The sequence below is a fragment of the Natrinema sp. LN54 genome (assembly GCF_052439245.1).
Taxonomy (GTDB): domain Archaea; phylum Halobacteriota; class Halobacteria; order Halobacteriales; family Natrialbaceae; genus Natrinema; species Natrinema versiforme_A.
In genome coordinates, this window is the sequence record NZ_JBQVRP010000004.1 from 530,908 (window position 1) to 546,478 (window position 15,571).

The window sequence follows — 15,571 nt, forward strand, 5'->3', positions numbered from 1 at the left end:
CCCCCTCAGTCGTCGGCGTTCGCCGTTGCGACGAGGTCCGACGGCGGGCCGCCCGGGAGTTCGTCGCGGTCGTGGGGGGCCTCGAACGCGAGGTCCGGCCCGCGGGCGACGATCCGATGGGGGTTCACGTCGGGGTGGGTCGTGTAGTAGTGTTCCTTGATGTGGTCCAGATTCACCGTCTCGGCGACGCCGGGCGTCTGATACAGGTCGCGCAAATATGGCCAGAGGTTGTCGTACTCCCGGATGTACTGGACGTTACACATGAAGTGCGTGTGATAGACGGTATCGAACCGGACGAGCGTCGTGAACATCGCGATGTCGGCTTCGGTGAGCCGGTCGCCCGCGAGATACCGCTGGTCGGCGAGCACGTCGTCCCAGTGGTCGAGCGCGGCGAAGAGGTCGTCGACCGCCTCGTCGTAGGGGCCCTGTTTCGTGGCGAAGCCGGCGCGGTAGACGCCGTTGTTGATCGGGTCATAAATCTCGTCGATGATCCGGTCGACGTCGTCGCGGTAGCCCTCGGGGTAGAGATCGACGTCTCGATCGGCGTAGTCGTCGAACTCGGTGTCGAGCATCCGCATGATCTCTTCGGACTCGTTGTTGACGATGGTGTCTTCCTGCGTGTCCCAGAGCACCGGTACCGTCACGCGACAGGTCGCGTCCGGATCCGCACGGACGTATAGCTCCCGGAGGAAGTCCGCGCCGTGGACGTGATCGGGCGTACAGCCCTCCTTCTCGGGTGTGAACTGCCAACCGCCCTCGCCGCGGTAGGGGTCGACGACCGAGACCGAAATTGCGTCCTCGAGGCCCTTCAGCGCTCGCGTCACGAGCGTTCGATGCGCCCACGGGCAGGCCAGCGAGACGTACAGGTGATACCGACCCGCCTCGGGTCGGAATCGAGCGTCCGGCTCATCGCGGATTTCGTCGCGGAACGGCGTCGTCTGGCGTTCGAACGAGCCGTCGTCACCGGTCGACTCGTACGCGTCGGTCCGCCATTCGCCGTCGACGAGCATGTTCATGGTCGCGTCTAGGGCCGGGACACTCATATGGCCTCGCTAACACTCGCGTCACCCGGCCTGCGGGCCGGTCGATCGGCGACGGGACGGTCTCAGAGGAGGCCGCTGACGACCCAGTAGCTCGCGCCGAACGCGACGAGGGCGGCCCCCTCGAGGCGGGTCAGACGCCGACCCGTCGCGAGGACGACCGTTCCGAACGCGGTCAGGGCGGCGAGCCACCCGAGGGCGAGAACGACCGCCGAATCAACGGCCAGCGGGCGGACCGCGGCGGCCAGCCCCAACACGCCGAGGAGGTTGAAGACGTTCGAGCCGACGACGTTGCCCGCGGCGATGCCGGTATCGCCCCGGCGGGCGGCCACGACGGAGGTCACCAGCTCCGGCAGCGACGTGCCGGCCGCGACGACCGTCGCGCCGACGACCCACTCCGAGATACCCGCCGAGAGGGCCAGTCCGACCGCGGCGTCGACCAGTAGTCGGCCGCCGACGATCACGATCGCGAGCCCCGCCGCGGTGCGGCCCGCCTCGAGGCCGAGCCGAACCTCCCGACCGTCGCCGTCGGCCGTGGCGGACGACGCCCCGTCATCGGTCGCCTCGCTCGAGTCGCCCGTCGGGTCGCCCGCCTCGTCCCCGCTCCTGATCGCGACCACGAGCGCCGCCAGATAGCACCCCAACAGCGCGAGGAGGACGGCCCCCTCGAGCCGCGAGACGAGGAAGTTCGCCAGGACGGCGGCCGCGACGACCGTCGAGGCGGCCATCGCCAGCACGTCCCGACGGAGCAGCGGCTCGGTGACGCGAAACGGCGCGATGACGGCGACGAGTCCGAGGATGACGCCCAGATTGAACACGTTGGAGCCGACGACGTTGCCGACCGCGACGTCGCCCTGCCCCTCGAGCGCGGCGCCCGTCGAGACGACGATCTCCGGTGCGGACGTGCCGAACGCGACCACCGTGAGCCCGACGACGAGCGCCGAGATCCCGGCCGCGCCGGCGAGTCTCGAGGCGCCGGTCACGAGGAAGCGAGCGCCGACCCAGAGGGCGAGGACGCCGAGAGTCAGCGAGACGACATCTCCGACGGGTATCATCGTACCGAACGCCTTCGCACGGGGGCGTGAAAAACGGCGGGGACGGCCGCCGGCGCTCGAGCGGCGGTGATCGAAGACAAGCGTTTAAGCGACTCCCGTGAGCACTCGAGGTATGGCAGACGACGGGGATCGACACCGCCAGAGCCGCCTGTTCACGGACGAGGACGGCGCGTTCGACGCCGACCGCGCGCGGGAGGAGTCCCTCCCGGTCGAGGACGGCGAGGTGATCGATACCGACGAGTTGGCCGATCACCAGCGCTACGTCGAGGGCCGCGGGGTCTACGACGAGCGCAATCGGGTCAACGACCTCACGGGCAAGGAGTGGAAGTACGCCACGAAGTCCGTGATCGCCGAGAGCTACCCGCCCGCGGTCCAACACGACCTGCGCAGCGAACACGGCGGCCAGAAACCGCCGCGGCTCTGTGCGGACCTGATCGACCGGTTCAGCAAGGCCGGCGATACCGTCCTCGACCCCTTCGCGGGCGTCGGCGGGACCTTGCTCGGCGCGAGTTTCTGCGAACACGAGGGGACCGGGCTCCGGGAAGCCATCGGCTTCGAGCGCACCGAGCGGTGGATCGAGATCTATCGAGAGGTCCTCGCGGAGGAAAACGACGAACGCCGCGCCCGCGGCGAGCCGCCGCTGGCCGAACAGGAACTCCGACACGGCGACTGCGCCGACCTGATCGAGGACGTCCCCGACGATTCCGTCGACCTCCTGCTGACCGACGTCCCCTACTGGCACATGGACGAACTCGAGCAGACGCGCAACGAACGCGAGACCCGCGAGAGCAAGTTGGGATCGTTCGACGGTGCGGCCGCGACCGCCGGTGGCGGTACTGGCGATGCCGTTACAGATGCCGACGATGCTGTTGACCGCGATTTCGAGACGGACGACGGGCCCGACGAACGTCAAACGAAAGAAGCGTGGCTCGACGACATGGCCGCGAAGTTCGACCGATTCACCGAGGCCGTCGCGCAGGACGGCCACGTCGTCGTCTTCATCGGCGACATGTACCGCGAGCAGTCCTACGAGTTCCTCTCGGCGGATCTCGCGCGGGCCATCGAGTCGACCGCACCGCTCTCGCTCGCGGCGAACCTGATCTGGTACGATCCGACGAAGGACCTCCACGTCTACGGCTACCCGTTCTCCTTTGTCCCCTCGATGGTCCACCAGAACGTGCTCGTCTTCCGTCTCGAGGACGGGACCTGAACCGCGTTCTGGAGCGCGCCGGCAGCGATGTCTGACTCTCGTCCGTCGATCGTCTGACGCGGTTTTATTGGCCACCGGTGTGACGAAAGGAACAGGCGCGCGGCGGTCTCCCCACCCCTCCCCCCATCCCAGCCGTCAGCGCGCCTGCTCCCGGTTTTCTGCCCTTTCGGAAGCGCCAGTGGCTTCGCTCGAGCGCAGCGACAAGACCGAGTCGAAAGCGCAGTCAGGCACTTGCGGGCAACAGCGCGGATCGAACCGCGGACGCGCGATCGGTCTCGGTGATGACCGCGACCTCGTCGCCGACCTCGAGTTCGGTGCCCGGCAGCGGGATCGTCAGCGGCTCACGTGCGCGCCCGTGGGCGTAGATCCGTGCGGATTCCGGCAGTTCGAGTTCGCTCATCCGCTTGCCGACCGCCGGCGACCCCTCCCGAATCTCGAGGACGGTCAACTGGAGATTCGCGGCGAGGTCGGCGACGACGTTGAAGTCGCCGCCGAGCAGGGCCGTCTTCGCGCCCGCAGCGCCCAGCCGCTCGGGGTAGACGATCTCGTCGACCTCCTCGGCGTACTTCTCGTAGATGTCCGCGCGGTAGTCCTCGTCGATCCGCAGAACGGTCCGACAGCCGTGGTGGGTGCCGACCATACACGCCGCGAAGTTGGCGTTGAGGTCGGGCGTGAACGCACCGATCGCGTCGGCGGTTCCGATCTCCGCGTCGACGAGTACGTCTTCGTCGGCCCCGTCGCCCCGGACCGTCTCGAAACCCTCGTCGCTCGCGCGTTCGATGCGGTCGGCGTCGTTGTCGACGATGACGACCTCGTGTCCCTCCTCGGCGAGGATGGTTGCCGTCCGCGAGCCGACCCGACCGTATCCCACGATGACAAACCTCATGGTACCACGGTACGCGCTCGGGAGTGAAATACGTTCGTCCCGTCACCTCCTGCCGACACGAGTCGACCGGCGAGCGAGCCGTCGGGTCCACTCACCATTCTATCCACAAGCGTGTATACACAGCGCGTCAATGCGGACAAGAACGTTTAACTAACCGGTGTGGTTATGCTCGAGCATCCAATATGGGGGCTATCGAGACACTCGCAGCGTTCTTCGGCTTCGACGAGCACGATACCGACCTCGAGACCGAATCGATCGCGGGGCTGACGACGTTTCTGGCAATGTCCTACATCATCGTCGTCAATCCGGCGATCCTCGGCGAGGCGATCGCGCTCGAGGGCTACAGTTCGGGCGAAGTCACGCAGATGATCACCGTCGCGACGATCCTCTCGTCGGCGGTCGCGATCTTCGTGATGGCGTTCTGGGCGAACAGGCCGTTCGGCCTCGCGCCGGGGATGGGACTGAACGCCTTTTTCGCGTACACGGTCGTCCTCAGCCTCGGCGTGCCGTGGCAGGTCGCGCTCGCGGCGGTTTTCGTCGAAGGGATCGTCTTCATCGTCCTGACCGCGATCGGCGCGCGCCGGTACATCATCGAACTCTTCCCGGAACCCGTCAAGTTCGCCGTCGGGGCCGGTATCGGCGTCTATCTGCTCTTCTTGGGACTCCAGGAGATGCAGATCGTCGTCGCGGACCCCGACACGCTCGTGACGATGGGCAACGTCGCGACGAGCGCCGTCGCCGCGCTCTCGGTCGTCGGACTCGCGCTGATGCTCATTCTTCACGCCCGCGGGATTCGGGGCTCGATCGTCATCGGAATTCTCGCCACCGCCGTCGCCGGCTGGCTGCTGACGGCCCTCGACGTCGTCTCGCCGGGAACGCTCACGCCGCCGGGGAGCTACGAGCAGGTTGCTAACGAGGGGCTTGTGAGTCTGATCGCGAACGTTCAGTACGACTTCACGCCGCTCGTCGCCGGCTTCGTCGACGGGCTCGGGATGATCACCGACGATCCGCTCGTCTTCGTGCTCGTGGTCTTCACGTTCTTCTTCGTCGACTTCTTCGACACGGCCGGGACGCTCATCGGCGTCTCCCAGATCGGGGGCTTCCTCGACGAGAACGGGGACCTCCCCGAGATCGAGAAGCCGCTGATGGCCGACGCGATCGGGACCACCGTCGGGGCGATGATCGGGACCTCGACGGTGACGACCTACATCGAATCCTCGACCGGCGTCGAGGAGGGCGGCCGGACCGGATTCACCGCGCTCGTCGTCGGCCTCCTCTTCTTGTTGTCCCTGCTTCTCGTGCCGCTGATCAGCGCGATTCCGCAGTACGCGTCCTACCTCGCGCTGGTCGTCGTCGGCATCATCATGCTGCAGGGCGTCACCGACATCGACTGGCAACACCCCGCGTGGGCGATTTCGGGCGGGCTGACGATCACGGTCATGCCGATGACCACGTCGATCTCGAACGGGCTCGCCGCCGGGATCATGAGCTACCCGCTCGTCAAGGCCTCGATGGGCGAAGCCGACGACGTCTCGCTCGGCCAGTGGGCGCTCGCCGTCGCGTTCATCCTCTACTTCGCCGTCTTCTTCGCCGTCGACGCCGAAATGCTCTCGTTCTAACGGGCAGTTCGATCCACCGTTTTCGTCGATAATGCGCGCCTCGATCGACCGAACGACGAACGTGTCGGACTGCCTCGGCTCCGGCAATCGTCCGGCCGACCGGTGGGCTGATACGTCTTCCGCGGCAATACCCCCGTATGGCAGACATCACGATGTACGAGCTTCCCGGCTGTCCGTACTGCGCCAAGGTCCGCTCGAAACTCGACGACCTCGAGCTCGACTACGACGTCATCGAGGTCCCCCGCTCGCACGACGAGCGCACGGAAGTCGAAAAAGTCAGCGGCCAGACCGGCGTCCCGGTCATCGTCGACGAAGCGAACGGCATCGAAGGCATGCCCGAAAGCGACGATATCGTCGAGTATCTCGAGGAGACCTACGGCACCGGCGCGGCGTAACGACGTCTCGGCGGCTTGGCGTCGACTGCAAAACGAGCCGAACAGCGCGTATCGGATCTCAGACCGCTTCTTCGTACTCGGATCGCTCCCGGATGACGTCCCGGAGGTCGTCGGCGTTCCGGAACTTCGCGAGTTCGTCGCGCTCGACCAGCGCGGTGCCGTCGACCGATTCCTGTTTCGCGCGGTCGACGACGTAGACGGATCGCGTCCGTGTGACCTGCCCGATCGAACTCATGATCCGGGCGCGTTTCTCCGCGGCCTTCGTGAACTTCGAGTGACCCGTCAGGACGATCTCGCTGTCGTCTTCGTCCTCGCTGACGGCCGTAAACGGCGACCGAGCCGTCGGGTGGACGCTGTAGCCGGCCCGCGTGAGCACGGCGACGACCTGTTCGTCGTCCGGATCCGCTTCGGGGTCCTCCGGCATCGCCTCGCTCTCGTGGACGTCGTCGGCCCCCTCGAGTACGTCGACGGGGCTCGTCAGCGGCGCTTCGAACATCTCCTCGAGCGCCATCGCGACCTCGACGGAGGCGTTCATCCCGTCCTCGTACTTCGAGACGGTCCGTCGGGAGACGCCGAGTTCGCTGGCGAGTTGGCCGAGACTCCAGTCGCGGTCCTCTCGCTCGTCGGCTAACAGGTCACCGTCGATGTTGACGTAGAGGCCGCCGGGGGCGGCGTAGATCAGTGGCGGAACCTCTTCGATGAACAGGTTGTACGCCGTATCGGGGCTGAACACGGGGACGCCGTGTCGGAAGTAGACGACATCGGGTTTCAGATCCTCGTCGCGGCTGCGCAGGCCGATGACGAGCGGCGTCGCGTTGAGGTAGGTCCCCAGTCGCCGCATCTCCTGGCCCGTCGCCTCGTTGAACGCGTCGATGTTCGCGAGGATCTTGACGAGGATCAGGTCCTCGCCACAGCGCGCGGCGATATCGAAGCTCTTGGGTCGGATCGCACACCGATCACTGACCATGAATCCCGCGTCCTCTAACATCGCGGTTACGTTGCCGACTAGCGCGGAGCGGGACATACGGGGTTGTAAGCGATTCCTCCTATAAGACGTTTTCCCCGCGATGCCCGGGTGCCGTGTCGCGATTCGTCCCCGTATCGGGAGTATACTTATATATCAGGTTCCGCCTGTCGGCGACGGCGCGGCGTCCCGAAAGGGGTTACCCGATCCCCCGCCAAGAGCCGCCGATGACCGTCGTCGGGATCGACGATACCGACTCGCGAGAGCGAGGGATGTGTACGACCTACGTCGCCGCGACGATCGCCGAGCGACTGCGCCGCGAGGGGGCAGCGATCGAGCGACTCCTCCTCGTCCGGCTCAACCCCGCCGTCGAGTACAAAACGCGAGGGAACGCCGCGCTGGCGATCCACACCGACTGCGATCCCGACCGCGCCGAGGCCGTCGCCCGCGAACGGCTCGAGTCGCTGGCCGAAACCGCGGACGAGCGGACGCATCCGGGGCTCGTCGTCGCGGACCACGCCACCGAAGCGGGCGCGATCCCCGACGACATCGAGCGGTTCGCGTGGAGTGCGATCCGCGATCACCTCGAGCCGGCCGACGCCGCGGCGGCGATCGAGCGCCACGGCTATCGGTCGTGGCACGCCGGAAACGGCCGCGGCCGGATCGGCGCGCTGGCCGCCGTCGGCGCGTGGGCGGCCCTCGAGGAGTGGACGCACGAGTACATCTCCTATCGCGAGTCCGAGCGGTGGGGAACCGCCCGCGAGGTGGACCACGAGACCGTCTTCGCCGCGGCCGAGCGGGGCTATCCCGCAGTGTGGGACACCGTCGACCGCGGCGAGGACGAGACCGTCTGCGTGCCGCACACGCCGGGCCCGATCCTGCACGGGATCCGCGGCGACGAGCGGGCCGCGGTCCGGGCGGTCGCCGAGCGGATCGAGAGCGAACCCGTCGCCGCGAGCCAGCTGTTTCTGACGAATCAGGGAACGGACGTCCACCTCCGGGACGGGTCAATCGCGACCGTCGAGGACGGGCGCGCCTACCGGCTCGAGGGGCGGGTCGCGAGCGAGCCCGAAACCCGGCGCGGGGGCCACGTCTTCGTCGACCTTGAGTCGTCGGGACCGACGGGGGGCGGAGACGGCGAAAACGCACCCGAGCGGCTCACTTGTGCCGCGTTCGAGCCGACGAAACGATTCCGCGATCGGGTGCGGGCGTTATGCGTCGGCGACCGAATCACCGCCTGCGGCGAGGTTGCAAGCGGCACGCTCAAACTCGAGAAGTTCGCCGTCCGCGACCTCGTCCGCACCGAGCGGGTCACGCCGACCTGTTCCGATTGCGGGCGGACGATGAAGAGCGCGGGCCGGAATCAGGGCTATCGCTGTCGGGACTGCGGAACCGGGACGGCGGGGAAAGCGGAGCGACCGCTCGAGCGCGACCTCGAGGAGGGCTGGTACGAGGTCCCGCCGTGTGCGCGTCGGCACGTCGCGAAGCCACTCGTCCGGGGCGGGTTCGACGCGCCGACGCATCCGGAGCGGTGACGGCGAGACTGGCGACGACCGAACTCGAGAACAGAACACGACGGAACCGCCGCGCTCGGCGAAACCCGATCAACGCACGCTGACGCCCTGTCGAGCGAGGAATTCGCTCGCTTCCTTGATCTCGACGGGGCTGCCGATGATCCGGCAGCGGTCCTCACCGTCCGGGAAGACGGTGACCGTGAACTCGTCGTCGAGCCGCGACTCGAGCCCCTCGAGCGCCGCCCGTGGAAGGACGATCTGGGTGCTGTCACGCAGCTGCGACGCGTTTGACATACATCTAGAATCCGTCGCCCGGCGTTTATGTGTGTCGAAGTCCCGTTTGCATCGGTAATGGACCCGTGTGGTAGCACCAGGATATATCGCGTTTCGGCCGCTTCTCGAGGCCGACTTTCGGTAGCGTGCGGTCACTGAAACACCGTGCCTGTCCGATCGTATGCCAGCTGTTCGACTACTGTACCGATCAGTTAATTCGGCGTTAGAGCGCCGCTATACGCTGATATGGTTGTGCCGGCGCTGGCATGCAGGCCAACTATGCGAGTTGGTAGCACACGTACGATTGTCCGTTCCCGAAATCCGGGGTGACCGGAGCCCGGGCGGATGAGATCCCAGTCGATCGGGAACGGACCGGCGTCGGCTCGTGCTACCGCGAGTGACCGGCGACTCCGATTCGCTGGTGAACCGACGACGCTACCCGGCGCGTTCAGAGTACCACCGTACGAGGGCGATCGCTGACCGACAATACCCTTTTCGCCGCGTGATGTCCCGACACCGATCCGAACCGACTCGACCTCAGCGGCGCGCCACGGCGAGGTCGCTCTCCGTCTCGATCGACCGCACGATCCCCCAGAGGAGGAGCCGCGTCGCTCGCTTGTGCTCCTTTTTCTGTCGGTGGAGGTGCCTCGGTCGAGCGTGTTGATAGTCGTACGCCGCGAACGCGTCCGGAGAGATATCCCCTCGGTGCTCCATATCGTCTCGTATCTCCCGCAGTAACGCGTGGAGATTCATCCATTCGTCGTGTCGCATCGCCACGGACCGCCAGTGGACTCTCCCCCCTGAACCTTCGGCCTGAAAGAGTAACCCCGCCGCTGTCCGATCCGGATTCGGGACTCGAGTCCCCGTATCCGGCCTCGAGCGTCCACTCGACGTTCGCGGCCGACCGGATCGGTCTCAGCCCGTTCCGTGGACCGTCACGGTTCGCGTGTCGCTCGCGTGGGGCGACCGAACCATCACCGGGAACACGTCGTCGTTGGTCACCGGGTAGGTCTCGTAGCCGAGCGAAACCGTTCCCGTCCCGCCGGGCGGGAGGCTCACGCTCGCGGCGTCGACCACTTCGGGCGAGCGGCCGACGACGAGTTCGACATCGTGCGTGCCGGCGGCGTCGCCGACGTTTTCGACGGCGGCGGTCACCGAGAGCCACTCGCCGCCGGTCACCGGCGCGTTCGTTCCGGTGATCGACACCGCGAACGACGGCTCACCATCACCGCCGTCGTTCCCGTCACGTCCGTGGACCAGCACCGTCCGCGAGGCGGTGTCGTCGCCCGTTCCCACCCGGACGGGGAACTCGTCGTCGTTTCGGACGGGATAGGTCTCGTAGCCCAGCGAGACCGTCGTCGTCTGGCCCGCGCCGACGGTCACGCCCTGCGTATCGACCGTCGTCGGATCGCGGCCGACGACGAGTTCCACGTCCCGGTCGGCCGGCCCGTCGCCCGTGTTCGCGAGCGTGGCCGTCACCTCGAGCCACTCGCCGCCGGTCACCGGCGCGTTCGTCTCGAGCCCGGTCACCTCGAGGTTGCCCTGCGTCCCGTCGTCCTCGGTTCCGATGACGGTCACGTCCGTCTCGGAAGCGGCGTGGGCCGTCTCGACGCGGACCGGGAACGTCTGCGTGTTGCGCACGGTGGCCGTCGTGAACTCGAGGTCGACGGTCTCGGTCTGGGCGGTGAACACTTCGACTGTCCGACTGTCGACGTGCGTGGGGTCGTGGCCGACGATCAGGTCCGCTTCGACGTCGACGAACCCGTGATAGGTGGAATCGCCCTCGGCGTCGATCTCGGCCTCGACGACGAGGTCCTCGCCCGCGTGGACCGGCGCGTTCGTGCCGGTGATCGTGACGTTTCGGAACGCGACGACCGACGGCCCCTCGGTTCGGACGGACGCCAACCGGCCGTCGCGGCAGGCGACCCACGCGATCATCGGATAGCCGCCGATGAACCAGATCGCGTTGCCGCCGGTCGTCGAATACGTGGCCGTCCCCGTCGAGCCCGAGAGGTCGGTCCGGTCGACGTACGTGGCGTTGCGCCCTTCCTGCCAGAAGAGCCGATGGAGCCGCCCGAAATCGTCGGCAGCCGACGCGGTCACGTCGACCTCGTCGCGGACCGTGATCGTGGCGTCCGGTCCCGGATCACACGTCACGTCGACGTCCGGCGGGTCCGGCGCGCTCTCGGTGACCTCGACCGTCCAGATAGCGGTCGTACCGTCGACGGTCACGCTGACCTCGTGCGTTCCCGACTCGTCGAACTGACCGTAAGCGGCCGGATTTCCCGTGATGTAGGTGTAACTGTAAAACGGGTCGTACGGCGTGATAGCGTCCCCGTCCGGACCGTCGACCCGCCAGTCGGCCGCCTGCGGTTCGACACCCGGAGACGCCGCGGCTTCGAAGACCACGTCGTCGCCGGGCCTGACCGTCGTCGCGGTCGCCGCCGGGCAGACCCGCTCGAGCGATCCCGTCTGGGCGTGTCCCACCCCCGTCGCCGCGAGGGCACCCACGCTACTCCCCACCGCCGTAACGTATTCTCGCCTGCGCATATGCTATCATATCACCCACAGAACGGTATAGCTAATACAACATTGACGATACGAACGCAATCGAGGAAACGATTGTCCAGTTCGGCGGGAAGAGCGGCGTCGGCATCGCGGAATCTCCGCTCGAGTCGGTGGGGAGAAAGCGGTCGACGGCTGTCGCCGCGCGTTCTCAACGCGTGTCTCGAAAGGGTTTTTCGGCGCGACCGGTTGCATACTGACAAATGGGGCTCGAGGATGAAATCGAGGCAATCGAAGACGAAATAGCCAATACGCCCTACAACAAGTCGACGGAGGCCCACATCGGCCGGCTGAAGTCGAAGCTCGCGGAGAAAAAGGAAAAACTCGAGAAACAGCAGTCCGGATCGGGCGGCGGCGGCGGGTATTCCGTCGAGAAACACGGCGACGCGACCGTTGCGCTGGTCGGATTCCCGAGCGTCGGCAAGTCGTCGCTGTTGAACTCGCTGACCAACGCCGAAAGCGAGACGGGCTCCTACGAGTTCACGACCCTCGATGTCAATCCGGGCATGCTGAACCACCGCGGCGCGAACATCCAGATGCTCGACGTGCCGGGACTGATCGAGGGCGCAGCGGCGGGCAAGGGCGGCGGCCAGCAGGTGCTGGCGGTCGTCCGTAACGCCGATCTGATCATCTTCATGCTCTCGGTGTTCGAAATCGAGCAGTACGACCGCCTGCGCGAGGAACTCTACGATATCAACATCCGCATCGATCAGGAACCGCCGCAGGTCACGGTCCGCCCAAAGATCAAAGACGGCATCAAGATCACCTCGAGTACCGATCAGGACCTAAACGAGAAGACGATCAAAGACGTCCTCCGCGAGCACGGCTACGTCAACGCCGATCTGAACCTCCAGGAGAACGTCTCCATCGACCGGCTGGTCGACGGCCTGATGGACAACCGGGAGTACATCCCCTCGATCACCTGCGTCAACAAGGTCGACCTGATCGATCCCGACTACAAGGAGACGGTCGACGAGCAGTTGCGCCAGCGCGATCTCGACCCCGCGGACGTCACCTTCATCAGCGCCGAGGAGGAGCGCGGCCTCGACGCGCTCAAGGACCGTATCTGGGAGAACCTCGGCCTCATCCGGGTCTACATGGAGAAACCGGGCCGCGGCATCGACTGGGAGGAACCGCTCGTGATCGAGCGGGGCTCGACCGTCGGCGAGGCCATCCAGAAACTCGGCGGCGAGATGGAAGAGCGGTTCCGCTTCGCCCGAGTGACCGGCCCCAGCGCGGCCCACGATCAACAGCAGGTCGGAACGGATCACGTCCTCGAGGACGAGGATGTACTGAAGCTGATTCTGCGGCGGTAACCGGCCCTATATCGGGCGATTCAGGGACTATTTCGGAAATCGATCCTCGACCATCGCCGGTGTTCCATCGAGTACGATCGTTGAATCGACACTATTCGGATCGGAACGATCAAGAATATCCGGCGGCCCGATGACTAGGTAGCTATGGTTGATATCGGGTGGCTCTCGCTCGTGCCGCCGGTGCTCGCGATCGTGCTCGCGATCGTGACCCGCCGACCGATGCTCTCGCTGTTTCTGGGCATCTGGTCGGGCGCGGTTATCCACACCGAGGGCCTCGGCCTCGCACAGACGTTCGACTGGATCGTCAGCGCAATCATCGCCGACGACGGCTTTCACGTCCAGATCCTCGTATTCACGCTCCTGCTGGGCTCCGGCGTCGCGCTCATCTGGCGGCTCGGCGGCGCGATCGCCGTCCGCCAGTGGGCGACCGCAAACCTCCGGTCCCAGCGGGCCGTCGGGCTAACGACGTGGATACTGGGTCTCGCCATGTTCTTCGACGACTACGCCAATACCGCCATCGTCGGGAGTACGATGCGCGAGATCTCCGACGAACTACGGGTCTCGCGCGAGAAGCTCGCGTACATCGTCGACTCGACCGCCGCGCCCGTCGCGACGCTCGGCATCTCGAGTTGGGTCGCGTTCCAGCTGTCGCTGATCAGCAGCGCCTACGAGGACATGGGCGTCGCGGCGGACGCGCCGAGCGCGTTCCAGACGTTCGTGGACTCGATCCCGTACAACACCTACGCGCTGCTGGCGATCGTCATGGTCGGGATCGTCGTGGTGTCCGGGCGGGACTACGGCGAGATGTTAGACGCCGAGCACCGGTCGCGAACGACCGGTGCAGTCAACCGCGAGGGCGCACAGCCGCTCCAGAAGGTCCAGGAGGATCTGGGCGAGCCGATCGACGAGCGGCCGATGCTCCGGACCTTTTTCGCGCCCGTCGTCGTCCTGATCACGGTGACGCTGGCGGGTGCCTTCTGGACGGGCTACCAGTCGTGGCTCTCGAGTCAGGCCGAGGCGGGAGCGCCGACGGCGGTCGGTGCCGCCGCGGACGAAGTGGGGCTCACGCAGGTCCTGATCGACATCGTCGGCGCGGGCGACTTCGCGACGGCGCTGACCTGGGGTTCGTTCGCCATGGTCGTGTCGGCGATCGCGATCGGGATCGCCTACGGCCTGTTCGATCTCGGCGACGGGGTCGACACCGTCATCGACGGCTTCGGCATCATGCTGACGGCGGTGACGATCCTCGTACTCGCGTGGACTATCAGCAGCGTCGCGGAGACGCTCGGTACGGGCGACTACGTCGCGAGTCTGGTCGAACCCTACCTCTCGGCGGAGTTGCTGCCCGTTCTCATCCTGGTGGCCGCGGCGTTCGTGGCCTTTACGATGGGGTCGTCGTGGGCGACGATGGGGCTCGTCACGCCCATCGCGATACAGGTCGCCTACGAACTGGGAACCGGGTTCGAACTCGTTCCGGTCGCCGTCGGTGCCGTCTTCTCCGGCGCGATCTTCGGCGACCACGCCTCGCCGATCTCCGACACGACGGTGCTCTCGGCGACGTTCAGCGGTGCGGATCTGATCGATCACGTGCGCACGCAACTGCCCTACGCACTGACCGTCTTCGCCGTGGTCGTCGCCTGCTATCTGCTCAACGGCTACCTCGGCGTCCCGCCGATCGTCTTCCTGCCGCTCGGCGTCGTCGCCCTCGTCGGCCTCGTCAACGTCCTCTCGCGGTTCGACGCCGACCGGAAGGGCCTCGAGCCCGTCGCGCCGACCCCGGCCGCGGACGTCGCCGATCCCGAGAGCGAGATCGACTCGGATTCGACGGAACGACCCGAGTAGACCGCCGCCTTCGCCACGTTTTTTGGAGTCGCAGGCGTCGTTTCGCGTATGGACGGAACGCTCGATCATACGATGATCCGCGTCGCTGACCTCGAGGAATCGCTCGACTGGTATCAGACCCACCTCGAGTACGAGGAGAAGGATCGCTTCGAGGGCGACGGCTTTACCATCGTCTACCTCGGTCCCGAGGAGATGCACGACGAGGGCGCAATGCTCGAGATCACCCACAACGAGGGCGAAGAGCCCGAGGTGGGCGACGCGTGGGGCCACATCGCCGTTCGCGTCCCCGACGGCGAACTCGAGGATTACTACCAGCAGCTGATGGACGAGGGCGTCGACGACTACCGCGATCCGGAGTCCTGTGGCGGCGACTACGCGTTCGTGAAGGACCCCGACGGCCACGAGATCGAGATCGTCCAGCGCGAAGAGGGCGCGCTCTGGTCGCTCGATCACACGATGATCCGCGTCGAGGACGCGGACGAGGCGCTCGGCTTCTGGACCCGCAAGTTCGAGTACGACGAGGTCGGCCGCTGGGAGTCCGACACCTTCGCGAACTACTTCGTCGAGCCTCGTGACGCCGCCGCGGAGGCGATGTCCGTCGAACTCACCTACAACTACGACGGCCGCACGTACGACATGGGCGACGCGTGGGGCCACCTCTGTATCCGTATCGACGATCTCCAAGACGACTGGGAGCAACTCCTCGAGCGCGGTGCCGACGACTACCGCGACCCCGAGAGCAACGACGACATGTACGCGTTCACGAGAGACCAGGACGGCCACGAGATCGAACTCATCGAGCGCGACCTCGAGGCCGACTCGCTGTTCCCGTTCTGAACGGACCACCCTCCCACGCTGTCGGGAGACGGACGTGCACCGATTTTCCGCGCCG

At 66.4% G+C, this 15,571-nt stretch carries 14 protein-coding genes; 7 read left to right on the forward strand and 7 right to left on the reverse strand.

From position 1 onward, the window contains the following. Nucleotides 1–5: 5 nt before the first annotated feature. Both ACT4ML_RS15115 and ACT4ML_RS15120 read right to left on the reverse strand, forming a co-directional pair. A complete protein-coding gene (locus ACT4ML_RS15115; RefSeq protein ID WP_444721649.1) occupies nt 6–1,016 on the reverse strand; it encodes a glutathione S-transferase family protein in 1,011 nt (336 codons plus the stop codon). A gap of 89 nt (nt 1,017–1,105) precedes the next feature. Further along, nucleotides 1,106–2,095, reverse strand: a complete 990-nt coding sequence (locus ACT4ML_RS15120) for a calcium/sodium antiporter (RefSeq protein ID WP_444721601.1) — start codon at nt 2,093–2,095, stop codon at nt 1,106–1,108. A 112-nt stretch (nt 2,096–2,207) separates the two neighbouring features. Between ACT4ML_RS15120 and ACT4ML_RS15125 the strand changes: the two genes are divergently transcribed. Next, a complete protein-coding gene (locus ACT4ML_RS15125; protein ID WP_444721602.1) occupies nt 2,208–3,305 on the forward strand; it encodes a DNA methyltransferase in 1,098 nt (365 codons plus the stop codon). A gap of 223 nt (nt 3,306–3,528) precedes the next feature. Here ACT4ML_RS15125 and ACT4ML_RS15130 read toward each other — a convergent pair whose 3' ends face one another. Next, nucleotides 3,529–4,191 (reverse strand): potassium channel family protein, encoded by a 663-nt coding sequence (locus tag ACT4ML_RS15130; protein ID WP_444721603.1) that lies wholly within the window; start codon nt 4,189–4,191, stop codon nt 3,529–3,531. A gap of 182 nt (nt 4,192–4,373) precedes the next feature. Here ACT4ML_RS15130 and ACT4ML_RS15135 point away from each other — a divergent pair, with 182 nt between their 5' ends. Together ACT4ML_RS15135 and ACT4ML_RS15140 are read left to right on the forward strand one after the other, a co-directional pair. Then, nucleotides 4,374–5,810, forward strand: a complete 1,437-nt coding sequence (locus ACT4ML_RS15135) for an NCS2 family permease (RefSeq protein ID WP_444721604.1) — start codon at nt 4,374–4,376, stop codon at nt 5,808–5,810. A 137-nt stretch (nt 5,811–5,947) separates the two neighbouring features. After that, complete coding sequence (locus ACT4ML_RS15140) at nt 5,948–6,205, forward strand: glutathione S-transferase N-terminal domain-containing protein (protein WP_444721605.1); 258 nt, start codon at nt 5,948–5,950, stop codon at nt 6,203–6,205. A 58-nt stretch (nt 6,206–6,263) separates the two neighbouring features. On the opposite strand, the gene ACT4ML_RS15145 is transcribed toward ACT4ML_RS15140, so the two are convergent. Then, nucleotides 6,264–7,229, reverse strand: coding sequence for a transcriptional regulator (locus ACT4ML_RS15145; protein WP_444721606.1), 966 nt, complete (start codon nt 7,227–7,229; stop codon nt 6,264–6,266). A 167-nt stretch (nt 7,230–7,396) separates the two neighbouring features. Between ACT4ML_RS15145 and ACT4ML_RS15150 the strand changes: the two genes are divergently transcribed. Further along, nucleotides 7,397–8,704, forward strand: a complete 1,308-nt coding sequence (locus ACT4ML_RS15150) for a TiaS agmantine-binding domain-containing protein (RefSeq protein ID WP_444721607.1) — start codon at nt 7,397–7,399, stop codon at nt 8,702–8,704. A 69-nt stretch (nt 8,705–8,773) separates the two neighbouring features. Here ACT4ML_RS15150 and ACT4ML_RS15155 read toward each other — a convergent pair whose 3' ends face one another. From ACT4ML_RS15155 to ACT4ML_RS15165, 3 genes are all read right to left on the reverse strand, one after another. Continuing rightward, nucleotides 8,774–8,977, reverse strand: a complete 204-nt coding sequence (locus ACT4ML_RS15155; RefSeq protein WP_138244658.1) for a VNG_1110C family protein — start codon at nt 8,975–8,977, stop codon at nt 8,774–8,776. Nucleotides 8,978–9,493: 516 nt separating this feature from the next. Continuing rightward, nucleotides 9,494–9,727, reverse strand: a complete 234-nt coding sequence (locus tag ACT4ML_RS15160) for a UPF0058 family protein (protein WP_444721608.1) — start codon at nt 9,725–9,727, stop codon at nt 9,494–9,496. Between the two features lie 144 nt (nt 9,728–9,871). After that, entirely contained in the window at nt 9,872–11,506 is a 1,635-nt protein-coding gene (locus ACT4ML_RS15165; protein ID WP_444721609.1) for a hypothetical protein, read from the reverse strand. Nucleotides 11,507–11,724: 218 nt separating this feature from the next. Here ACT4ML_RS15165 and ACT4ML_RS15170 point away from each other — a divergent pair, with 218 nt between their 5' ends. From ACT4ML_RS15170 to ACT4ML_RS15180, 3 genes are all read left to right on the forward strand, one after another. After that, nucleotides 11,725–12,837 carry an OBG GTPase family GTP-binding protein gene (locus ACT4ML_RS15170; RefSeq protein WP_444721610.1) on the forward strand — a complete coding sequence of 371 codons (1,113 nt, stop codon included), beginning with the start codon at nt 11,725–11,727 and terminating at the stop codon, nt 12,835–12,837. Nucleotides 12,838–12,981: 144 nt separating this feature from the next. Beyond that, nucleotides 12,982–14,679 carry a Na+/H+ antiporter NhaC family protein gene (locus tag ACT4ML_RS15175; protein ID WP_444721611.1) on the forward strand — a complete coding sequence of 566 codons (1,698 nt, stop codon included), beginning with the start codon at nt 12,982–12,984 and terminating at the stop codon, nt 14,677–14,679. Nucleotides 14,680–14,727: 48 nt separating this feature from the next. Then, entirely contained in the window at nt 14,728–15,516 is a 789-nt protein-coding gene (locus ACT4ML_RS15180; RefSeq protein ID WP_444721612.1) for a VOC family protein, read from the forward strand. The last annotated feature ends 55 nt before the right edge of the window (nt 15,517–15,571 follow it).